Below are 21,814 nucleotides of genomic sequence, written 5' to 3'. Positions count from 1 at the left end.
GCTTCATTTGCGCCGCGTTGATCCCTGGCTCACGCAGGCCGGAGCAGATCGGCGGCGCGGTTGCCGCTGCGCAGCGCCCCTTCGATGGTGGCGGGCAGCCCGGTGGCCGTCCAGTCTCCGGCCAGCGCGAGATTGCGCCAGCGCGTGCGCGCGCCGGGCCGGCGCTTGTCCTGCGCCGGCGTTGCCGCGAACGTGGCGCGCTTCTCGCGCACCAGTTGCCACACCGGCATCGGGGTCGACTGCACCTTGCAGGCACGCGCCACCTCTTCCCAGATACGAAGCGCGAGCGACTCGCGCGATTCGTCGAGCAGATGGTCCGCCCCGCTGATCGTGACCGACAGACGACCGTCGAAAGCGAAGATCCAGTCGCTCACGCCGTTCACCACGCCGATCATCGGCGGGCATCCCGGCGGCGGCGCAATCTGATAGTGCGCATTGACGATGGCGCGATATTCGTCGGGCGTCGTCAGACCCGGCACCAGCGAGGCCGCGACATTCGGCGGGACGGCCAGCACGACGGCATCGTCCACGGCGAGCGCTTGCGGCCCATCGCCGAAATCGATCGCGTCGACGCGGCTGTCGTCCCCGGCAAAACCCAGTGCACGCACACGGTGCTGCATCATCACACGGGCGCCGTTCGCTTCCAGAAACGCGAGCGCCGGTGTGACGAACGACACATCGAGTCCTTCACCGGCAATGAGCGGATGGCACGCCTTGCCGCCCGCGGCGAGCGTCTCGCGAATGACGGCGGCCGCCATCCGTGCCGAGCCCTCGGCGGGGTCGGCATTGAGTACAGCAAGAAACAGCGGGTGAATCAGTCGCTTGTACAGCGCTGGCGGGCAACGCATGGCGTCGGTCATCGTCGCGTCGGGTCCGGCGCGGAGCAACGGCGCCAGCGACAGATAGTCCGACCATTTCGTGCCGGGCACGCGCGCTTGCTTGTCGAAAATCCACCATGGCAGGCGTCCTTCCGAGAGTCGCACTGTCCAGCGCTCATCGCTGTCGAGATCCACGAAGGCGAACTCCGCGCGATCCGGGCCGGTCAGCGTGTGCGCCGAGCCGATCGTGCGCGTGAACTCACGCATCGTGCCGTTGCCGGAGAGCACCAGGTGATTTCCGTTGTCGATCACGGCGTTCAGTTGACGGTCGAAATACGAACGGCAACGCCCGCCCGCCTGTGGCGCCGCTTCGTGCAGCACGACCGACTCGCCGCGGGCGGCAAGCCTGACCGCGGCAGCCAGGCCCGCAAGGCCGGCGCCGATGACGTGAACCGTGCCCACCATCAGAGGATCATCTGCCGCAGCAGCATCAGGATCAGACGCCAGCGCGGTACACGCACGCGCTCGCGGGGCACGGCGAAGCCGCGCGCAATCAATTTATCGAGGATGGCGCCGTATGCCTTGGCCATGACGGCGGGCGCGACGACCACGCGGCGCGGGTGACGCGCCATGATCGCGCGCGCCTTGGCGTAATGCGCATGGGCCTCGGCCACCAGCGGCGCACAGGCGCGATCGAGGTTGGCGGCGACCACCGACGCCGGCGTCGGGTCGACGACCCCGGCGTCCGCCAGCGTTTCACGCGGCAGATAGACGCGACCGATGCCGGCATCTTCGTCGATGTCGCGCAGAATGTTCGTCAACTGGAGCGCCCGGCCGAGGTGGTGCGACAACTCGATACCGTCCTGCTCGGGCATGCCGAAGACCTTGACGGACAGCCGGCCCACGGCACTTGCCACGCGATCGCAATACAGATCGAGCGTGGGCAGATCAGGCGCGACGATCGGTCCGCACGCGTCCATTTCCATGCCGTCGATGACCGCGAGAAAGTCGTCGTGCTTCAGGCCGAACTGCTTGACCACACGGGCAAGGTTGGCGAGCGACGGCGTCGGGCGTCCGTCGTAAAGATCGGCCAGATCGCGTCGCCAGCTTGCCAGGCGCGCCATGCGGCTCGCCGGGGAATCGTCGCCATCGTCGGCAATGTCGTCCACGGCGCGGCAAAACGCGTAGATCTCGAACATGCCTTCGCGCTGCGCGGGCGGCAGGATGCGCATGGCGGCGTAAAAGCTGCTGCCGGAGGCCACGCGGGCGTTGCTCTGCTCAGGCGAAATTTCGATCGGTTCGGCGACGCTCACGAGGCTCCTCGTCGTGCAGGGGAACAGGGTGACACCACGAAAAAAACTCTGGGGGATTCTTGCAAGGAAGGAAGTATACCGGGGATTGGCGTGACTTTCCCGCCAGAATTCGGAACGATAGCATAGAATCTCGGGGGTTCCGGATTGTCCCGGTTTCTGCTATCGCAGCCCTTCCCGCACCGGGCGCACCGCCCGGCCGGCGAACGGCAATGCCCCTTTTGCCGCCCCCAGTCGATGACTTCCGACGCCAAGATCGAGCACTACGAGAACTTCCCGGTCGCCAGCCTCCTGTTGCCGCCCGAAATGCGCGCGCCGGTGGGCGTGATCTACAACTTCGCCCGCACGGCCGACGACATCGCCGACGAAGGCGACGCCACCAATGCCGAGCGTCACGCCGGCCTCGCCGCCTATCAGGCAGAACTCGACAAGATCGCCGCAGGTCTGCCCACGTCGCCCGACAAGCCGCTGTTCGCGGCGCTCGCGCGCGTGATCGCGCAACACCGGCTCAGCGTCCAGCCCTTCTCGGACCTGCTCAGCGCGTTCGACCAGGACATCGAGACCAAACGCTACGCCACGTTCTCCGACCTGCGCGACTACACGCGGCGCTCGGCCGATCCGGTCGGGCGCATCATGCTCGCGCTGTTCAAGCTCGACACGCCCGAGAACATCGCCTGTTCCGACGACATCTGCTCCGCGCTGCAACTCATCAATTTCTGGCAGGACGTGGAAGTCGACTGGCGCAAGGCGCGTGTCTACCTGCCGCAGGAGGACATGGCCCGCTTTGGCGTGAGCGATGCCGACATCGGGGCGCGGACCTTCGACGACCGTTGGCGCGCACTCATGCGCTACGAGGTCGATTTCGCGCGTCGCATGATGTTGCGCGGCGCCCCGCTCGCCAACCGCGTGCCGGGCCGCTTCGGCCTCGAGTTGTGCTGCGTGGTGCATGGCGGCCTGCGCATCCTCGACATGATCGAGGCGGCCGATTACGACGTCTTCCGTCACCGTCCGCAATTGGGCAAGGCCGACGGCTTGCGAGTGTTCCTGCGCGGCCTGTGCATGAAGATGCGCGGCAGGCCGCCCCGGGATCGCGCGGCGTAACGACCCACCCACCGGCGTGGCACCACCGATTGCGTCGCCTTTGGCGCTTCTCGGCAATCCACGATTCCCTTACCGTGATGGCAAGGCGCGTTCCGCCCGAACGCCCTGGCCGCCACCCGAGGGAGTCCGCGCGTGAATCTGCCTGCCAGCCTGCAACGCCTTGCATCGAAGCGCGCCCCGTTGCGCTCGCATGCCGGCGCGCTCTTCGCCATCGTGATCGTGGCCTGGGGCGTGAACTGGCCGGTCAGCAAGGCCTTGCTGGCCCATGTGTCACCGTGGTGGAGCGCGGCGTTGCGCTCAGCCGTCGGCATGACCACCCTCTTCGTGATTTGCGCGCTCACGCGGCGTCTCGTGCTGCCGCGACGGGGTGATCTGCCGGTGATCCTGAGCGTGGGGTTGTTGCACATGGCGGTGTTCTCCCTGCTCGTCGCGCTCAGCCTCCAATACGTCAGCGCTGGGCGCTCCGCCGTGCTTGCCTACACCACCCCGCTCTGGGTCATGCCCGCGGCGCGCCTCTGGCTCGGCGAGGTGCTCACGCCGCGGCGACTGTCGGGACTCGGTTGCGGCCTGATCGGATTGGGCGTGATGTTCAATCCGCTCTCCTTCGACTGGCACGATCACCTGGCGATCCTCGGCAACGGCCTGGTGCTGGTGGCGGCCTTCGTGTGGGCCGTGGCCATTGTCCACATGCGTGCCCATCGTTGGGTCAATGGCCCGTTCGAGCTCAGTCCCTGGCAGTTACTGCTCGCGACTGTCGTAATGACGGCGATCGCCTGCATTGCCGACGGTGCGCCGCACGTGAGCGGATGGGCGGCCTTTACGGGGTTGATGGCGTACGGCGGTGTCGTGGGCGGCGGCATTGCCTATTGGCTCGCAGGCGTGGTCACACGGCGCCTGCCGGCCGGCGTCACCTCGCTTGGCTTGCTCGGCGTGCCGGTCGTGGGCACGCTCGCATCCGCGCTCATCCTGCGCGAACCGCTGGGATGGGATGTCTGGCTCGCCCTCGCACTGATCGTTGGCGGCATTGCGCTCGGCACCGTCCCGGGCGGGCAGCCAACCGCTGCGACGCCATGCCGCACCGACCGCGCGCCCTGAGCCGCGTCACGCTTGACCCATCGCAACATTCGTTCGCCGCGCCGATGACAGACTGCCATCTCGCGGGTGCGGACCCTCGCACCGCGCGCGCAATCCTCGACGAACGGAACTGACATGAACGAGCAATGGTTGACGCTGGCCGGCCGCCGGCTGGTGCCGGTGGTGCAAGGCGGCATGGGAATCGGTATCTCGGCGCACCGGCTGGCGGGCACGGTGGCGCGGCATAACGCCATGGGCACGATCGCGAGCATCGATCTGCGCCATCATCATCCGGACCTGCTCGCCCGCGTCGAAGGCATACGCGATAAAGCGGCGATAGAAGCCGTCAACCTGATCGCGCTCGATCGGGAAATCCGTGCGGCCAAGGCCATTGCCGACGGCCACGGACTCGTGGCGGTCAATGTCATGAAAGCGGTGAGCGCGCACGCCGCGCTCGTGCGGCAAGCGTGCGAGAGCGGTGCCGACGCCATCGTCATGGGCGCGGGCCTGCCGCTCGACCTGCCCGAACTCACGGCGTCGCACCCCCACGTCGCGCTCATCCCGATTCTGTCCGATTCGCGCGGCGTGAGCCTCGTGCTGCGCAAATGGATGAAGAAAGGACGCCTGCCCGACGCCATCGTGATCGAGCATCCCGCACATGCGGGCGGCCACCTCGGAGCGTCGCGCATCGAGGATCTCGGCGACGCCCGGTTCTCGTTCGAGCGCGTGCTCGGCGAGTGCCGCGAGATCTACGCCACGCTCGGCATCGAGTGGCATCGCGTGCCGCTGATCGTTGCCGGCGGCATCCACCGTCATGAACAGGTTCGGCACTGGCTCGCCCAAGGCGCGGCCGGGGTGCAGTTGGGCACGGCATTCGCCGTGACCGAGGAGTCGGACGCGCATCCGGCATTCAAGGCGGTGCTCGCGAGCGCGCAGCCGCAGGACATTGCAGAATTCACCAGCGTGGCCGGACTCCCTGCGCGCGCCGTACTCACGCCATGGCTCAGGAAATACCTGTCGCGCGAAACCGCGTTGCAGGCCAAGGCGAAAGTGCGCCAGTGCCTCGAGGGATTCGATTGCCTTCAGGCATGCGGCCTTCGTGACGGCGTGGCGCGCATCGGGCAGTTCTGCATCGATCTGAAGCTGGCGCAGGCCGTGCGGGGCGACGTGGCGCGCGGCCTGTTTTTCCGCGGCCGCGACCCCCTGCCGTTCGGTGAACGCATTCGCCCCGTGGCCGAGCTCATGCGCTATCTGCTCACCGGCGAGCGGCCGGACGATATCGACGCCGCGCGCGCGGCGGCGTTGGTCTGACGCTTTCCGGTACCGTCTCCCCGGGCGCTCATCTCGCCACCGGCGCACTCGTCGCAGCGGGCGGGCCCGCCGCGTCGCCGGCCGCGCTCACGGCATTGGCGGTGCCCGAGCCGCCGTCGTCCGCCCCGCGCGCCGCACCACGCGCCGCACCACGCGCCGCACCATGCGCCGAGATTCGCCGGTCGAAAAACGCGGCAAGCGCCGGGTCGTTCACCTTGAGATCGAACTGAAGATCATCGACCGCGGAGAAATAGCCGTCGCAAAGGTCCGCCTTCGCGGACTCGGTCGGCTGATCGTCGATGCTGCGCGAGTACACCACGAACTGGCGCTCCACGAGCATCGGCAACTGCGTGCGCAGCAACTCGTCGAAGCGCTCGCGCGCCTGGGAATCCGTGTAGGTTGCCTGCAATTCGGCGCGTACGCGTCGACCTTCGGCCAGATAGTCGCGATGCCGCGCCTGCCATGCGCGCAGGGCCGAATTGCCATGGTCACGTGTCGAAGCGCCATACAACCCGCACTTCTGCACCAGTCGCGCCAACACTTCGCCCACGCCCTCGGGCGACGCGATCGCGGCGCCCATCAGCTCCGCGTCGTTCTTGTACTGCGGCGGCTGGGCCAGCGCGGCCGTCGTGTCGAGCACCATCCAGAGGCACGCCGCGCCTGCGAATGCGCAGGCCGGCAGGCGTCGCAAAATCTTGCCACGTAGTTTCATTGCCGGATCATCGCAATGGCGGGCTCGAACGGCCTCGCTCTCGGAGATATCGCATCGGCCACGACGTCGATGCGTGCATCTTATCCGATGTCGCCGCGCAGTGGGCCGCATCGCGGTGTCGCCCCGGCCGCTCCCGCCCTCAGGCAGGCGACAGCGCGAGCACGCTCGCCCCGGCGGGCACGGCGGCCGACGCGCCCGCCGGCGCCATGGTGGCCTCAGGCCCGAGCCTGGCCACCATATAGCGCACGAAATGCTCCAGTTTCGACGACACGTAGCGCCCGGCCAGATGCACGAGCTGCATCGGCTCGCTCAGTCGCGCATCCGCTTCGAGCACGCGCACGAGCCGCCCGGCATCGACCTCCGGCGCGAGCAGGTACTCTGGCAGGAGGGCAATGCCCATGCCGCACACGGCCGCCTGCAACTGCGCCAGCGGGTTGTGAGCAATGAGCCGGGCGTCGCGCCCGGCCTCGGCGACATGCCACCGCCCCAGGACATCGTCGTATCGGAAGCCCAGACAGTCATGCCCCGCAAGATCGGCCGGCTGACGCGGCACGCCGCGCCGCGCGAGATAATCCGGCGATGCGCACGCCACGTGCGTTACACCGCGCAGCGCATGCGCAACCAGTCCCGGTTCGGCATTCCCCCCCGCCTGGAAGGCCGCGTGAATGCCCTCCTCCTCGAGATCGACCGCGCGATCCTTGAGCGCGAGATCGAGCGCCACGTCCGGATGTGTCTGCAAATATTCCGCGAAGATCGGCATGAGCAGATGCGCGCCCACGGTGGTGGGCGCGCTCACGCGAATCTGCCCGACGTGACGCGACAACGCGCCCGACACCGACGCGGGGCGCCCCCCAACTGCGCCCGTGTCTGCGAGCGCCTCGGCGTCGGCCACGCGTGCGAGCACCTCGGTGCATTCGACGAAATAGCGCTCACCCAGCGCCGACGGCGCGTGACGCCGTCCGACGCGCCGCAACAATGGCTGTCCGAGCCGAGCTTCGAGCGCCTGCACGTGACGCGCGGCCGTGACCGTCGTCATGCCGCACGCCGCCGCGCCCGCCGAGAGGCTGCCGGCACGCACGACCTGCACGAACACTTCCATGCATTTGAAGCGATCCATGGTCAGTCGCGCAGTTTGGCACGCTCGATGGACATGTGCGTGGGCATCATGTTCGTGTTGGCGTTATGCATCACCCAGAGCGAGCCCGCCACGATGATCGCGATCAGCCCGGCGGTACACAGGAAGATGGCCGAATTCTGCCGCTGGCTGCGCTTCGCACCGATATGCAGGAAGTACACCAGTTGCACGACCAGCTGCGCCACGCACAGCAGGACGATCGACGTCAGGCCCATGCCGGCGGGCACCACGCCCAGCATGACCACGCCGAATGACGCGAACGTAAGCAGTAACGACAGGAAGAACCCCACCACGTAGTCGCGCAGGTGACTTTGCGAGGCATAGGCGCCGTGGTCATGGACTTGAGCGCTCGTCATACGAACTCCCGCAGGTAGACAAAGGTGAAGACACAGATCCAGACCAGGTCCAGGAAGTGCCAGAACAGGCTCAGACATTGCAGGCGGCGTCGCACCACCGGATCGAAGCCGAAGCGGCCGATCTGATGAATCATCACCACCAGCCAAAGCAGGCCGCAAGTCACATGCAGACCGTGCGTGCCCACCAGGGTGAAGAATGCCGAAAGGAACGCACTGCGCCCGGGGCCCGCGCCTTCGTGGAGCAATGCCGTGAACTCGTGGACTTCCATCGAGACGAACGCCGCGCCCAGCGCGAACGTGATCCACAACCAGCGCTGCACGACCGCCTCGTTGCCCGGGCGCATCGACAACGAGGCCAGCCCGAACGTGAAACTCGAGAGCAGCAGCAGCACGGTTTCCCCGAGCACGAACGGCAGCTCGAAGAGCTCGCGCCCGGTTGGCCCGCCGGCGGTGCTCTGCGCCAGCACGCCGAACGTGGCGAACAGCACGCAGAAGATGAGACAGTCGCTCATCAGGTAGATCCAGAAGCCGAGCGTCGTGGTGGCGCCGCTGTCGTGGTGCGCGTGATCGGCGTGGTCGTTGGCCGGCGCCTTCGCGCCGCGACCGGAATTGGAGTGAAGGGTTGCCGAGGACATCAGGCCGCCTTTTGCAGGGATTGACGCGCGGGAAGCGCAGCACGCAGGCCGGCGAAGCGGGCGCTTTCGATACGCTCCACTTCCGCCGCCGGCACGTAGTAATCGACGTCACGGTCGTAGGCGCGCCATAGGAAAATGGCGATCGAGGCGACGAGGCTTGCGCCCGCCAGCCACCAGATGTGCCACACGAGCGCGAAGCACATCACGCCGCTGGCGACTGACACGAGGAATCCCGTTCCGGTGTTGCGCGGCATGTGGATGTCGTCGTACCGCGCCGGCTCGCGCCATGCCAGGCCCCGCGCCTTGTCGTCCCAATGCTGCTCGAGCGAGTCGATGTGCGGCACGTGAGCAAAGTTGTAGAACGGCGCGGGCGACGACGTGGCCCATTCGAGGCTGCGCGCGTCCCACGGATCGCCGGTCAGGTCGCGATTGGCGTTGCGATCGCGAATACTCACGACCAATTGCACGCCGAACGCCAGAATGCCGAGCCCGATGAGCGCCGCGCCGATCATCGCGACGACGAGATACGGCTGCCAGTCGGGTTGCACGTAGTGGTTCATGCGGCGCGTCATGCCCTTGAAACCGAGCACGTAGAGCGGCATGAAGGCCAGGTAGAAGCCGACCAGCCAGCACGCGAACGAGATCTTGCCCCAGCGCTCGTTGAGCGTGAAGCCGAAGACCTTGGGGAACCAGAACGTGATGCCTGCCAGGCACCCGAACACCACGCCGCCAATGATCACGTTGTGGAAGTGCGCCACGAGGAACAGCGAGTTGTGCAGCACGAAGTCGGCGCCCGGCACGGCGAGCAGCACGCCCGTCATGCCGCCGATGGCGAACGTCACCATGAAGCCGATGGTCCAGAGGGTGGCGGAGTGATAGCGGATACGCCCCTGGTACATCGTGAACAGCCAGTTGAACAGCTTCACGCCGGTCGGAATCGAAATGATCGTGGTCATGATGCCGAAAAAGGCGTTGACGTTCGCCCCCGAGCCCATCGTGAAGAAATGGTGCAACCACACGAAGAACGACAGGATACCGATCGACGAGGTGGCGTAGACCATCGATTTGTAGCCGAACAGCGGCTTGCGCGAGAACGTGGCGATGATCTCGGAGAACGCGCCGAACGCGGGCAGGATCAGGATGTAGACCTCCGGGTGCCCCCAGATCCAGATCAGATTCACGTACATCATGGCGTTACCGCCCAGTTCGTTCGTGAAGAAGTGCATGCCCAGATAGCGATCGGCGGTGAGCAGCGCGAGCGTGGCGGTCAGCACGGGGAATACGGCAACGATCAGGATGTTGGTGATCAGCGCGGTCCACGTGAACACCGGCATCTTCATGAGATTCATGCCGGGTGCGCGCATGCGCAGGATGGTCACGATGAAGTTGATACCCGTGAGCGTGGTGCCGAGCCCCGATATCTGCAGCGACCAGATGTAGTAATCCACCCCGACGGTCGGGCTGTACCCGAGTTCGGACAGCGGCGGATAGGCGACCCAGCCGGTGGCGGCGAAATCGCCCACGAACATCGACATCATCACCAGCACGGCGCCCATCGCCGAAAGCCAGAACGAGAGCGAGTTCACGAACGGAAATGCCACGTCGCGCGCGCCGATCTGCAACGGCACGATCACGTTCATCAGGCCGAGCACCAGCGGTGTGGCCACGAAGAAGATCATGATCACGCCGTGAGCGGTGAAGATCTGGTCGTAGTGATGCGGCGGCAGGTAGCCCGCCTCGCCGCCCGCGGCGATGGCCTGCTGCGCGCGCATCATGATCGCGTCGGCAAAGCCCCGCAGCAGCATCACGAGCGCGAGCACGATGTACATCACGCCGATGCGCTTGTGGTCGACGGACGTGATCCACTCCGTCCAGAGATACCCCCACTTCCGATAATACGTAATGGCGCCGAGCAGCGCCGCGCCGCCCAGCAGCACCACGGCGAGCGTGCCCATGATGATGGGTTCGTGCAGCGGGATGGCGTCGAGATCGAGTTTTCCGAACATGAATTACTCCGTGAGCGCACGCGGTTCGGCAGGCACCGACGGGGTGCCTGCCGCGCGCTCGGCACGCTGCGCGAGCAAGGCGCGGCGGTCCAGTTGGCCGTCCGCGCGGCAATTCGCGGCGGCGATGATGTCGTCGATGGCATTACCCGACACCCGCATGCCCTGCGAGCCCCCTTCCATCGGTCCCATGTACTTGCCCACGATCGCGTCGAACAAGCCCGGCATGACGTTGGCATAGACAGCCACCGGCGCGCCGGTGCCCGGTTGTTCGAGCGTCACGTAGGCCGGTGCGTCGAGTGTGTCGGGCACGGCCTGCGCCGCCTTCACCCAGCGATCGAAATCGGCGCGCGACGTCACATGCGCCTTGAAGTGCATGTCGGAGAACCCCGGCCCGCTGTATGCCGAGGACATGCCTGCATAGGTGCCGGTCTCGTTGGCGATCAGGTGCAGCTTCGTCTGCATGCCCGACATCGCATAGACCATGCTGCCCAGTTGCGGAATGAAGAATGCGTTCATCAGCGACTCGGCCGTGAGCTTGAATTCGACGGGCGTATCGACCGGCAGCACCAGCCTGTTGACGGTGGCCACGCGATAGTCCGGGTAGATGAACAGCCACTTCCAGTTCAGCGCCACGACTTCGACGCGCACCGGTGGCGTGCCCGAGGCCACCGGCTCGATGGGACGATACGGGTCGAGCTTGTGGGTCGTCTCCCAGATCATGACGGCGAGCGACACGACGATGATCACGGGAATGGTCCATACGACCACTTCGATCTTTGTCGAATGCGCCCAGCGCGGCGAATACGTGGCAGCCGTGTTCGTCTCGCGGTATCGCCAGAAAAACACCAGCGTGAGCACGATCACCGGGATCACCACGAGCAGCATGACGCCCATTGCAATCAGGATCAGATGCTTCTCCTGCTCGCCAACGCTGCCCTTCGGGTCGAGCAGTTCGAGCGTGCAACCGCTCATGGGCACTGTTGCCATCAGCGCCGCGGCGCGGACGCACAACGTGTGCCAACGCGTGCCGCGCGATGTGTCCGCCCTGCGCCGCATCGGCGGGGAGACGTTATGCATGGACATTTACAGCCTCGATGTATGTATAAGGAATTTGCGTTTCGAATGCTACGCATACACATATTCCATACATCGCGACATAATGACGCACTCGCGAACCGGTGCTTCCCGCGCTTCTCATCGTCTGCACGGCGGCGACGGAAACAAAAAAACGCCCGAGGTATCTCGTCCCTCGGGCGTTTTACACGCAATGACCGGTCAGGCGTGCGCTCGCCTGTGGCCTGCCGACATCAGAAGCGCCAGGTCGCCGACACCGATCCGGCAACATCCGCGTTGCCGGCCTTGTAGAAGTTGCTCGACACCGCGGCGCCGAACACGATGCGCTTGGCCATGCGATACGACACACCGGCCTGCAAGCCGAGGCTGTCACGACCGACGACTTCGCTGCGCGTCGTGAACGATGCCCCCGGATAACCGGCAAAGCTGGCACTTTGCGTTACAGCGCCTCCCGTCAGTTCGTGGTTCCAGGTCGCTTGCAGGTTGGCCGTGAGCGCATTGCCGGAGATCATCGGCAGATCGAAGCGCAATTCACCGCCCAGACGAGTGCGCAGCGAGTTGAACGTCTTGCCGTCGAGATGCAGGCGCGCGCCGTCGGCATTGTCTTCGGTCAGGCTCGGGCGATACAGCGCGGTGTAATCGAGCGCCGCCAGGGGACCGGCACTCACCGTGCTGCCAAGCTGCCAGCGCCATCCGCCGCCGACCGTCGCCGACGCGGTGGCACCGGTCCACGTGCCGCGCGGCGACGCGCTATAACCGTTCACCGCGATGGAGCGATCCATACGGCCGTCCTCGACCCCCACGCGTGCCAACGCGAACGCATGCGGGCCCGCGTTCGGGTCCGGCGCGAAGCGCGCTTGCACACCGACATCGAACGCCGTGGTCTTGCCCGAGCCGGGCGTCTGGCCGTCCAGCCGGGTCGACTGGCCGCTGATCGCGCCGTGCACGCCAAACGTCCAGTCGCGCCCCTCGCCCGCCACCCGTTCGGCGCCGAACACCACGCCGTAGGTATTGCCGCTGGCCCCGGCCATGTCGCCGTCGCGACCGCGCCAGTAGCCGCTGCCGAACGGCATGGCGAATCCACGCCAGTTGCCCGTGAGCGCGCCCTCGCCTGCGCCCTTGGCACCGTCCGCGCCGACAGCGGCAGCCACCATGTCGGTGATCTGGCGCTCGCGCAGCAATGCGCCGGTGAACATCGCACCGTAGGCCGCCGGTGTGAGTTGCGGCAATGCCCTGGCGATATCGCTGCCATTCGCCGCCGAGAAGTCGAGCGCCGTGACGAGCGGTTGCAAGTCGGCCCCCACGCTGCCCGCGATCTGGTCCAGTGCCGCGCCTACCCGACGGCTGTTGCCGTCCGCGCCATATTGGGAGTAGGCATTCGCGGCCCGCGCGAGCTGGACACGGTAGGTGTTGTTGCCCAGCGACGACGCGGTGGCAAGCAGCGTCGGCGACGACAGCAGCGTGGTGACGCTGGCGAAAGCGCCGTTGACGCTCGACGCGCCCAGCCACTGGTTCGAGGTGACGGTGAAACCGTTCGCGTACCAGCTGCGCTGCGGCGCAATCGCGAGCGTGCCGTCCAGCGTCGCAGAGCCTGACACGATCAGCTTGCTGAACGTGCCGTCTCCCGACAGCGAAGACACGAGGCGGCCGGTGCTCGTTTGCGTGTAGTCGCCCGCGATGCTGATGAAGCCGCCCGTGAGCAGCGGCGCGACGGTACCCGCGTTGACGAAGCCGGCCGTGGGATCGAGCGTGTAACGGCTGTTACCGGTCAACGTGGCGCCGCTGGCGACGGCAACGTCGTGCACCGTATGATCGCCATTGATCTGCGTCGTGCCGCCGATCAGGGCGAGCGACAGGTTGCCGCCGACGATATTGCCGTCGTAGCGCAGGTTGAACGTGGGGTCGGCCTGTGCCGTTGCGACACCGTTCGCATCGGGGGTCAGACCGAAGCTCAGTCGCGTCAGGCGCAACGCGCCACTGGCGTCACGCTGGGCGTACTTCGAGATGATGTCGCCGTAGAGCGCTGCGCCGCGCATGATGTTGATCTGCCCGACATAGCCGTTCTCCGACATATACAGCGACGCATAGCTCCCCGCGAGGCGGCCGGTAATATCGGCGCGCGCGACAAGGGGGCCGTCGAGCTCGTCGAGCAGCGCCAGAGGTTGTCGTTGCGAGTCGTACTTCACGAAGATGTACGAGCCGCGATAGTCGCCGCTGTAGCCATCGTCGCCGTAATCGCCGAGCGCGTTGTGTCCGAAATCGAAGCTCGCGGCGATACCGTTCGCGCCCAGCGCCTGAACGTCGCCGCGCTGCACGAAGGTATGATTCTTGCCATACGTGAACATCACGCCACGGCCATTGCTGCCGTCCGCGTAGATGCGCGTACCGGGGAGCACGGTCACGTTGTTGCCCACGCCGTCCACGCGAATGCCCGCGCCGCCCGCGCCGATCGTGAGCAGGTCGGCGCGTTGCGACACGGTATTGCCGCTGCCGTAGATGTGCAGCCCCAGGCCTTGCGTCGCGGTGTTGTACGTGTTCGGTATGTAGTCCGTGCCGTCCGCGTTGCGGCCGAAGAACGGGTTGTCGTTCACAACGCTCAGGCCATCGTTGTAGATCGATCGCCCGAAGAAATTGCGCCGGTCGATGTTGTAGCCGATGTCTTGCAGCATCGCCAGCTCCGCCTCCATGAACCCCGTGTAATTGCGGTACGTCTGGTGGCTCATCAGGCTGTTCTTGAGCTCGATATGCGAGAGAATCGGCGAGTCGTAGGTGGTCTGCTCGAACATCGCCTTCACCGGGATATGTCCGTTCATGGCCCCCGCGAGGACCTCCTGCACATGGTCGCCGGTGAAATAGCCGTTGTCCTTGCGAATGTCGAACACGGACGGGTCGTACATGCTCGCGTTTGCCGGCGAGATGATCACCTGGCCTGGCCGGGCAGGATTCCCATTGTCGTCGTACAGATGCGCAGACCAGTCGTCGAGCACGGTGGCGAACTGGGCGTAAGGCAAGCCGTTCGCCGTGTAAGTCCCGACGAACATGTTGGTCCCGACACCCAGCGCGTGGGCGACTTCGTGTGCCATGACGGCCGTCATGTCGGCCTTCTCGGTCAATGGAATTTGCGAAGCGGCGTACGGTGCCGTCGAGAAGTCCATCTTGCCCAGCGTAATCTCGCCATGTGCCCCGAAGTAGGTCGGGCCGCCCAGATTGCTGTTCTGCAACGCCGCCTGCACGAGCGTCGGGTTCTGGTTGCCGACCGCGCGCGGATCCGTCGCTTCGTACACATACGGACTTTGCGCGTGCGCTCCCCCGTCGGTGCTCATGCCGACATTGATGATCGCCGGCGAGCGCCCAGGCGCCACCCTGATGATCTCCGCCCAATAGTCCAGCGCGGCTCGCACCTGGTCGGTCTGCAGCGGCGAAAGCGTGCCCGTCGATCTCACGGGCGTCACGCCGTCGTTGCCGAAGGTGTAGGGGTCGTCCGTCGGCGAGAACAGCCGCGCCTGTATGAACGGCGTGCCGTATCGGTCGTTGATGTCGATCGACGTTACCGCCATCGCTGACGACATCATCGTGCAGAGCGCCGCGAACGCAACGCTCGTCATACGAATGGTGCTCATTCAGTACTCCGTATCCATTTATGGCTTCCGTAAGGCTTTGTAATGCGAAGCGAATGGTACGGAGCGGTCCCTCGGACGTCACTGCGATTAATACGGGGTTTTTCGAAAATCGCCCGTAACCCACCGTGGAATAAGGACTTATTCTTCGCCGGAGGTCTCGATCCGGGCACTTTCGTCCCGTCTTGTATTAATCACAGTTTCGCCACTCGGGGGCGACGACGATACTTCACTCAACGGCTGGCACGACACCGCGGCAGCCGGAAACCGAAACCACGACGCATCGACACAAGGAGAAACACCATGCCCGCACTCATCGCTTACGGCTTCGCCTCGGTCCTCGGCCTCGTCGGCGTTATCGCCCCGATCTTCGGCTGACCCCTGCCCCCCAGCCCAACGACCCACGGAGAACCTCCATGACCCATCTCATCGACCTCATCGACAGCCTGCTCGGCAACGACGTGTGCGTGGAAGCCGGGATGCAATGCGCCGTCCACGTTGGGCACGTCTTCGGCTTCTGACGCGCTTGCCGGAACGTCGGCGACGGCGCATCGCCGGTGGACGGCGAAAAGCCTTCGGAAGGGACCGCCTGCGCGGTCCTTTTTTCCTTGTGCCGCCCCCTTCGCGGCACCGCCTGTCGTGCCGGCCTCGCGGGCACGGACGACGGAAATTTCGCCGTCCGGTGATTTTTTAGTACGATTTCACCATTCCACATAAAAAACCGGGGCCAGCGGGATGTCATCTCCCACCAAAGTTTTCTGTATTGAAGACGACCACGACTCAGCCGACCTGATCCGGGAAGATCTGACCGATCGGGGCTATACCGTCAAGGTGGCGCACGACTTCTCGAGCGCCCTGGCAACGCTCGCGTCGTTCATGCCCGACGTGATCCTGTGCGATGTGAACGTGCCGGGCATGACCGGCTTCGAGTTCCTGGAAAGCGCGCGCGGCATCATCCAGGGCGAGCGCAAGATTCCGTTCATCTTCCTCACGGGCAACGCCGACAAGGCGTCGATCATGCGCGGGCACAGCACCGGCGCTGACGAGTACATGCTCAAGCCGGTCGATTTCGACGTGCTCGACACCGTCATCCGCAAATACACGGACCACGACGAGCCGGAAGACGGCGCGCCCCTGCCGTTCGGCCTGACCAAACGCGAAGTCGAGGTGCTGCAATGGTCGGCGCGCGGCAAGACCTCGGCCGAGATCTCCATCATTCTGGATCTCGGCAAGCGCACGGTGGATTTCCACATCGACAACGCCCGCGAAAAGCTCAACGTCGCCACGCGCACCGAAGCCGTGGTGCGGGCCGCCCTGCTCAATATCATTCAGCTTTGATCGCGCGCCATCGCGCCGGAACGTTTTCGCATGGCTAAAGCCTCGTCTTCCCCCCGCAAGCCGCTCCCGATCCGGGGGCGCATGTACCTCCTGCTCGCCCTGTGCCTCGCGGCCATGATCGCCGTGGGCGTGATCGTGCATCGAGAAGTCGACGCCGCGCAGCAGCGCGCGATTGCCGCCGAGCGCACGCAGATCGAGCATCTGAGCGTGCTCGAGGAACTCAACGACTACATCTCCGACTTCCGCACCGTCGAATCCGAAGCGCTCGCCCCGATGCCGCCCAAGGCGCTCGCCGACATCCGGGCCGCCGCCAACGAGTTCGACGTCAAGATCCAGGCCGCGTCGCAGCGCTACCAGAAGGTGCTCGTGCACGACGAGTTCCGCCTCGCCTTCGGCAAGTTTCAGTCACAGTGGGCACAGTACCGCCGCGCGTCGAACCAGGTCTTCCAGTTGGCGCAGGCCGGCAAGCTGGTGGACGCCGCAAAGCTCTATCGCGGCGAGTCGAACAATAAATACACGCAGGCGAACAGCACGTTCGGCGCGCTGGTGTTTCGCAGCACGGAAGCGCTGATCAAGGACGTCGAGGCGAAGAACGCGGCCGCCCGCCATCGCCTGCTGCAAATCGACGCGCTGATCGCCGCCATGATCGTCGTCACGCTGCTGTGCCTGATCTACGTCGACGCCGTCATTCTCAGGCCGCTTACCCGCCTGATCCGCATGTCGGGCAACGCCGTGACCGGCAAGGCCAGGTTGCGTCTGCCGTGGTTGCAACGTGGGGACGAAATCGGCACGCTGTCGCGCTCGCTGGCCAAATTCCAGGAAAGCACGTCGTCGCTCGTTCGCAACCAGAAGCTCGCCACGGCGAAGAACACCATCCTGCAGCGCGCCCTGGCCAACGAGGAACGGCTCAACAACTTCCAGAAAACGTTCCGGTCCATGGCCACGCACGAATTCCGCACGTTGCTCAGCGTGATCGACGGACACGCGCAGCGGCTGTTGAATCCGCGCAACGAAGAGACCGATTCGCGGCCGCGCTACACGAAGATTCGCGAGGCCGTCGCCAAGCTCAACCATCTGATCCAGAACTGGCTCGACGCCGCGCAAAGCGCCTCGCTCGAAGACCCGAAGTTCGGCAAGCGCGCGGAGCTCTCGCTCGTGGCCCTGCTCGAGGACGTGCGCGGCGTTGGCACCGACATGTTCCCGAACGCCAGCATCACGGTGCAGGCCGCGCCGGAGCTGGACAGCCGCATGATCGGCGACAGCAACGTGCTGTTCCATGCGTTCATCAATCTGGTGAGCAACGCCACGAAGTACACGATGGCGCCGCCGGCCATCGACATCGGGGTGAGCGATGCGGGCGAGGCATTGCGTGTGGTGCTGCGCGACAACGGCACCGGCATTCCGGAAGACGAACTCAAGGAAATCTTCCAGATGTCGTTCCGCTCACGCAGCAACGCGGTGCTCGAAGACGGCTCGGGCGTGGGGCTCGCCGTGGTCTATGCGGCCATCGAATTCCACAAGGGCACCATCGACGTCGCCAGCCAGGTCGGCGTGGGCACCACGTTCACCGTGACGCTGCCCAAGTCGCCGCAAGGCTCGCAGACGTCCGGATCCGACGAAGCCGCGGCCTGAGATTCGCGCTGGACATCACCAACGAAAAAGGCCGGCATCGCCGGCCTTTTCGCATTTCGCGTCGTTTCGCGTCATTTCGCATCTTTTCGCCGTTTTTCGCCATCGGGTCACGCCGGTGAGTTGGCGTCGACCGAATTGCCCGCGCCGCCGAGCGCCTTGTAAAGCGCCATTCGGTTGTTGAGACGATTCAGGCGGACCTGGGCTTCGGCCGCCTGCGAATCGCGCAGCGACTTTTGCTGCTGCAGCCAAGGCTGTATGTCGATCGCACCAGCGAGGTAGCGCGAGCGCAGTAGCGACTCGGCGCGCTGTGCCTGCGCCAGCGACAGGACACGCTGCTCGCTTTCCCTGGTCAGCTGGTCGCGCGCGGAGAGCGCATTCTCGACCTCGCTCAGCGCCGTGTACAGGCTCTTGCGGAAGTTCACCACGTTTTCCTCGTATTGCGTTTGCGACACCTTGATCTGCAACTGCATGGTGTTCCACTGAATGAACGGCAGGGTCAGTCCTGCACCCAGGGCCGCGATCGGGTTGCTCAGCACGCGCTCGAGCGTGCTGCTCGTGGTGCCGAGCGAGCCCGTGAGGGAGAACGTCGGGTAAAAGCCGGTGCGCGTGACGTCGACATTGGCCAGCGATTCGCGCAGACGCCACTCCGCCGCGCGCAGGTCGGGGCGCCGTCCGAGCAGTTCGGCAGGCAGACCGGCCGGCACGTCAGGCAACGCCTGCGTCGGCAGCGTCGACGGCTCGGCCGCCATCTGCTCGGGCGCGCGGTCGAACAGGATCGCCAGCGCATTGCGGTTCTCGGTGCGCTGCTGCAATTGCTGCGTGAGCGTCGCCCGCTGGTCGGCCAGCGACTGTTCGGCCTGTGCCACGTCGAGCGCCGAGACCGCGCCGGCGGCGTATCGCGAACGCGCCAGTGCCACCACGCGCTCGGCATAGGCAATGTTGCTCTGCGAGTACGCGATGATCTGGTTCAAATAGCCGAGGGTCCAGTAGTACTGGGCCGTCTGGCTGATGATGGACAGGCGCGCCGCTTCGCGATCGGCCTGTGTGGCCTCGTATTCCCAGCGGGCGGCGTCGCGCTGGGCGGCGAGCTTGCCCCACAGGTCGACCTCGTACTGCGCCGTGGCGTTCAGGCTGCTGCTTCGCGCCATGGTTTGGGTGTCGAGCGTGCGCGACACCCCGCCCTTGCCGTTCACGCTGACCGACGGCGTGAGATTCGTGTCGGCCAGCCCCGACTGCAACTGCGCTCGGTACGCGCGAATGCCGGCCGCTGCGAGATCGGTGTTGACGGCCAGCACCTCGGCGATCAGGCGGTCGAGTACGGGGTCGCCGAACGCGCGCCAGAATTCGGGCGCGATCGCGGCAGCCAACGGGTCCACGGGGTCCACCGGGTTCGATGCGGTCGATGCCATCGACACGCGCGAGGCGGCCACGCCGGCGTTCGGCCCGGGCATGGCCGGCGGGTTCGTCGAGGCAACGGGCGCCCCGGCCCACTGCGCGGGCACCGGCACTGCCGGCAGCGGATCGTGGCGCACGCCGGCGCAGCCGGCAAGCAGCACCGCGGCGCTGGCGAGCGCGAGCCACGTGCGCGCCGGCTTCTCGAGGCGCCTTGCGGCATTCTTGGGAGTCGTTCGGATCATTTGGCCGTACCTCAATCGCGTGCCAGCGCTTCCACCGGGTCCAGCCGTGCGGCATTGCGCGCCGGCATGAAACCGAATACCACCCCGATGAGCGTCGAGCACAGAAACGCCGTGACGATCGAGCCCATCGAGAACACCATCTTCCATTTCGCGACGAACAGCGCGAAGACGAAGCTCGCGCCGAACGACAGGGCAATGCCGATCGCACCGCCCATCAGGCATACCATCACCGCCTCGACCAGGAACTGCTGCATGATGTCGCTCTGACGCGCGCCGACGGCCATGCGAATGCCGATTTCCCGCGTGCGTTCGGTCACCGACACGATCATGATGTTCATCACACCGATCCCGCCCACCACCAGTGAAATCACGGCGATCAGCGAGAGCAGCAGCGTGAGCGACTGGCTCGTCTTCTCGACCGTCTTCACGATGCTGTCCATGTTGTAGGTGAAGAAATCCTTGCGCCCGTGGCGCTGCGTCATGAGTGTCTCGAGGCTCTTTTCGGCCGCCTTGCTCGGCTGGCCGTCACGTACCCGCACGGTAATGCTGTCGACGTTGCGCTGGCCAAACAGGCGCCCCGCGGCGGTGGTGTACGGCACCCAGATGTTCAGGCTCTTCATGTCCCCGAACGCGCTCTTCTTCTCGGCGGTCACGCCGATCACCACGCAAGGCAGGTTGCCCACGAAGATCACTTCGCCCAGCGGATTCGGATTCGCGCCGAAGAGCTTGCGACGCGTGTTCTGATCGATCACGGCGACCTGCGCCTGACGCCGCACTTCGTCCGCACCGAACGCAATGCCCTGTGCGATGTTCAGCCCGCGCACCTGGAAGTAGTGCTCGCCCACGCCGGTCACCATCGCGCTCGCGTCGATGTTGCGATAGCGCAGCAGCAGGCTGCGCGCCGTCTCCGGTGTGGCGCTGTCGACATAGACCTGCTCGGACAGGGCCAGCACGTCCTCGGGCACCAGCGTCTGGATCGTCGTGGCGCGGTTGTCTCCCCAGTCCTTGCCGGGATAGATGTTGATCGTGTTCGTGCCGATGCTCCCGATCTCGGCCAGCATGTAGCGTTTGGCCCCCTCGCCGATGGCCACGATCGAGACCACCGACGTAATGCCGATGATGATCCCCAGCATCGTCAGGAACGTGCGCAGACGATGCGAGACCAGCGCGATCCACGCCATGCGGAACGCCTCGGCGAACCGGTCGATGCCGCCGGCCCAGCGACGCGGCGCGGCCACCGGGTCCGGGACGCCTGGGTGACCGGCCTGCGGCGCCGCCGGGTCGGGCCGGCGCGCCGCGCCCGGATCGTCCGGCGCTGGCTCGACGTCGTCGCCCGGCATCTCCTCGGGTGGCTCGACCACGGGCGTGTTCGCCCGGTCGGCCACGATCTCGCCGTCGCGAATCTCGATGATGCGACGGGCGTGCGCGGCGACGTTTTCGTCGTGGGTCACGATGATGACCGTGTGCCCCAGCGCATTGAGCTCCTTCAGAATGCGGATGACTTCCCTGCCGCTGCGCGAATCGAGCGCGCCTGTCGGTTCGTCGGCGAGAATGACTTCACCGCCGTTCATCAACGCGCGCGCGATACTCACGCGCTGCTGCTGACCGCCCGAGAGCTGGCTCGGACGATGATGCATGCGGTCGGCGAGTCCAAGGCGGGCGAGCAGCATCTCCGAGCGCACGCGACGCGACGCATGCGCGGCGCCGGTGTAGACGGCCGGCATTTCCACGTTCGACGCGGCGTCCAGATGGGGCAGCAGGTGATAGCGCTGGAAGATGAATCCGAAATGCTCCCGGCGCAACTGCGCGAGCGCGTTGGCGTCGAGATCGCGGGTCTCGCGCCCGGCCACCCGGTAGCTGCCCTCGCTCGGATGATCGAGGCAGCCGAGGATGTTCATCAGCGTGGACTTGCCCGAACCGGACGCCCCCATGATGGCGACGATCTCGCCGGCCTCGATGGCGAGGTTGACATCGTGCAGCACCACGACATCGCGCTCCCCCGCCGGAAACCGGCGGGTAATGCCCGAGAGCGACAGCATCGGGACCGACCCGGAATCG

The 21,814-nt window shown here is 65.8% G+C and carries 16 protein-coding genes; 5 read left to right on the top strand and 11 right to left on the bottom strand.

Annotated elements, in window-relative coordinates; all coding sequences use genetic code 11:
* Positions 1-29: 29 nt before the first annotated feature.
* Together hpnE and hpnD are read right to left on the bottom strand one after the other, a co-directional pair.
* A complete protein-coding gene (hpnE, locus tag W930_RS0104650) occupies positions 30-1,283 on the bottom strand; it encodes a hydroxysqualene dehydroxylase HpnE (protein WP_023597015.1) in 1,254 nt (417 codons plus the stop codon).
* A complete protein-coding gene (gene hpnD / locus W930_RS0104645; protein ID WP_024788929.1) occupies positions 1,283-2,131 on the bottom strand; it encodes a presqualene diphosphate synthase HpnD in 849 nt (282 codons plus the stop codon). Before hpnD ends, hpnE begins: the two co-directional genes overlap by 1 nt.
* A gap of 234 nt (positions 2,132-2,365) precedes the next feature.
* On the opposite strand from hpnD, the gene hpnC reads away from it, so the two are divergent.
* From hpnC to W930_RS0104630, 3 genes are all read left to right on the top strand, one after another.
* The gene (gene hpnC / locus W930_RS0104640; RefSeq protein ID WP_023597017.1) at positions 2,366-3,229 is read left to right on the top strand and encodes a squalene synthase HpnC; all 864 of its coding nucleotides are present in this window, start codon (positions 2,366-2,368) and stop codon (positions 3,227-3,229) included.
* 132 nt (positions 3,230-3,361) lie between these two features.
* Positions 3,362-4,324, top strand: coding sequence for a DMT family transporter (locus W930_RS0104635; protein ID WP_023873531.1), 963 nt, complete (start codon positions 3,362-3,364; stop codon positions 4,322-4,324).
* Positions 4,325-4,438: 114 nt separating this feature from the next.
* Complete coding sequence (locus tag W930_RS0104630; RefSeq protein ID WP_023873530.1) at positions 4,439-5,614, top strand: nitronate monooxygenase family protein; 1,176 nt, start codon at positions 4,439-4,441, stop codon at positions 5,612-5,614.
* Positions 5,615-5,642: 28 nt separating this feature from the next.
* Here W930_RS0104630 and W930_RS0104625 read toward each other — a convergent pair whose 3' ends face one another.
* The 7 genes from W930_RS0104625 to W930_RS0104595 form a co-directional block, all read right to left on the bottom strand.
* On the bottom strand, positions 5,643-6,326 hold the full coding sequence (locus W930_RS0104625) for a hypothetical protein (RefSeq protein WP_023873529.1): 684 nt from the start codon (positions 6,324-6,326) through the stop codon (positions 5,643-5,645).
* A 139-nt stretch (positions 6,327-6,465) separates the two neighbouring features.
* Complete coding sequence (locus W930_RS26060; protein ID WP_023873528.1) at positions 6,466-7,443, bottom strand: LysR family transcriptional regulator; 978 nt, start codon at positions 7,441-7,443, stop codon at positions 6,466-6,468.
* Between the two features lie 2 nt (positions 7,444-7,445).
* Positions 7,446-7,817, bottom strand: coding sequence for a cytochrome o ubiquinol oxidase subunit IV (gene cyoD, locus W930_RS0104615; RefSeq protein ID WP_023597022.1), 372 nt, complete (start codon positions 7,815-7,817; stop codon positions 7,446-7,448).
* Positions 7,814-8,452: a cytochrome o ubiquinol oxidase subunit III gene (gene cyoC, locus W930_RS0104610; RefSeq protein ID WP_023597023.1), complete on the bottom strand. Its 639-nt coding sequence runs from the start codon at positions 8,450-8,452 to the stop codon at positions 7,814-7,816. The genes cyoD and cyoC overlap by 4 nt, the downstream gene beginning before the upstream one ends.
* The gene (gene cyoB, locus W930_RS26055) at positions 8,452-10,458 is read right to left on the bottom strand and encodes a cytochrome o ubiquinol oxidase subunit I (protein ID WP_023873527.1); all 2,007 of its coding nucleotides are present in this window, start codon (positions 10,456-10,458) and stop codon (positions 8,452-8,454) included. The genes cyoC and cyoB overlap by 1 nt, the downstream gene beginning before the upstream one ends.
* A 3-nt stretch (positions 10,459-10,461) precedes the next feature.
* A complete protein-coding gene (cyoA, locus tag W930_RS26050; RefSeq protein ID WP_023873526.1) occupies positions 10,462-11,514 on the bottom strand; it encodes a ubiquinol oxidase subunit II in 1,053 nt (350 codons plus the stop codon).
* 251 nt (positions 11,515-11,765) lie between these two features.
* Positions 11,766-15,152 carry an autotransporter domain-containing protein gene (locus W930_RS0104595; protein WP_051443731.1) on the bottom strand — a complete coding sequence of 1,129 codons (3,387 nt, stop codon included), beginning with the start codon at positions 15,150-15,152 and terminating at the stop codon, positions 11,766-11,768.
* A gap of 732 nt (positions 15,153-15,884) precedes the next feature.
* Here W930_RS0104595 and W930_RS0104585 point away from each other — a divergent pair.
* Together W930_RS0104585 and W930_RS0104580 are read left to right on the top strand one after the other, a co-directional pair.
* Complete coding sequence (locus W930_RS0104585) at positions 15,885-16,487, top strand: response regulator transcription factor (protein ID WP_023597028.1); 603 nt, start codon at positions 15,885-15,887, stop codon at positions 16,485-16,487.
* A gap of 30 nt (positions 16,488-16,517) precedes the next feature.
* Entirely contained in the window at positions 16,518-18,119 is a 1,602-nt protein-coding gene (locus tag W930_RS0104580; protein ID WP_080685152.1) for an ATP-binding protein, read from the top strand.
* A 107-nt stretch (positions 18,120-18,226) separates the two neighbouring features.
* On the opposite strand, the gene W930_RS0104575 is transcribed toward W930_RS0104580, so the two are convergent.
* Both W930_RS0104575 and W930_RS0104570 read right to left on the bottom strand, forming a co-directional pair.
* Entirely contained in the window at positions 18,227-19,756 is a 1,530-nt protein-coding gene (locus tag W930_RS0104575; protein WP_023873524.1) for an efflux transporter outer membrane subunit, read from the bottom strand.
* A gap of 11 nt (positions 19,757-19,767) precedes the next feature.
* Positions 19,768-21,795, bottom strand: a complete 2,028-nt coding sequence (locus W930_RS0104570) for a MacB family efflux pump subunit (RefSeq protein WP_023873523.1) — start codon at positions 21,793-21,795, stop codon at positions 19,768-19,770.
* Between the last annotated feature and the right edge of the window lie 19 nt (positions 21,796-21,814).

Source organism: Pandoraea sp. E26, from assembly GCF_000681415.1.
Classification (GTDB): Bacteria; Pseudomonadota; Gammaproteobacteria; order Burkholderiales; family Burkholderiaceae; genus Pandoraea; species Pandoraea pnomenusa.
This window is presented reverse-complemented; position numbering and strand designations above follow the sequence as displayed.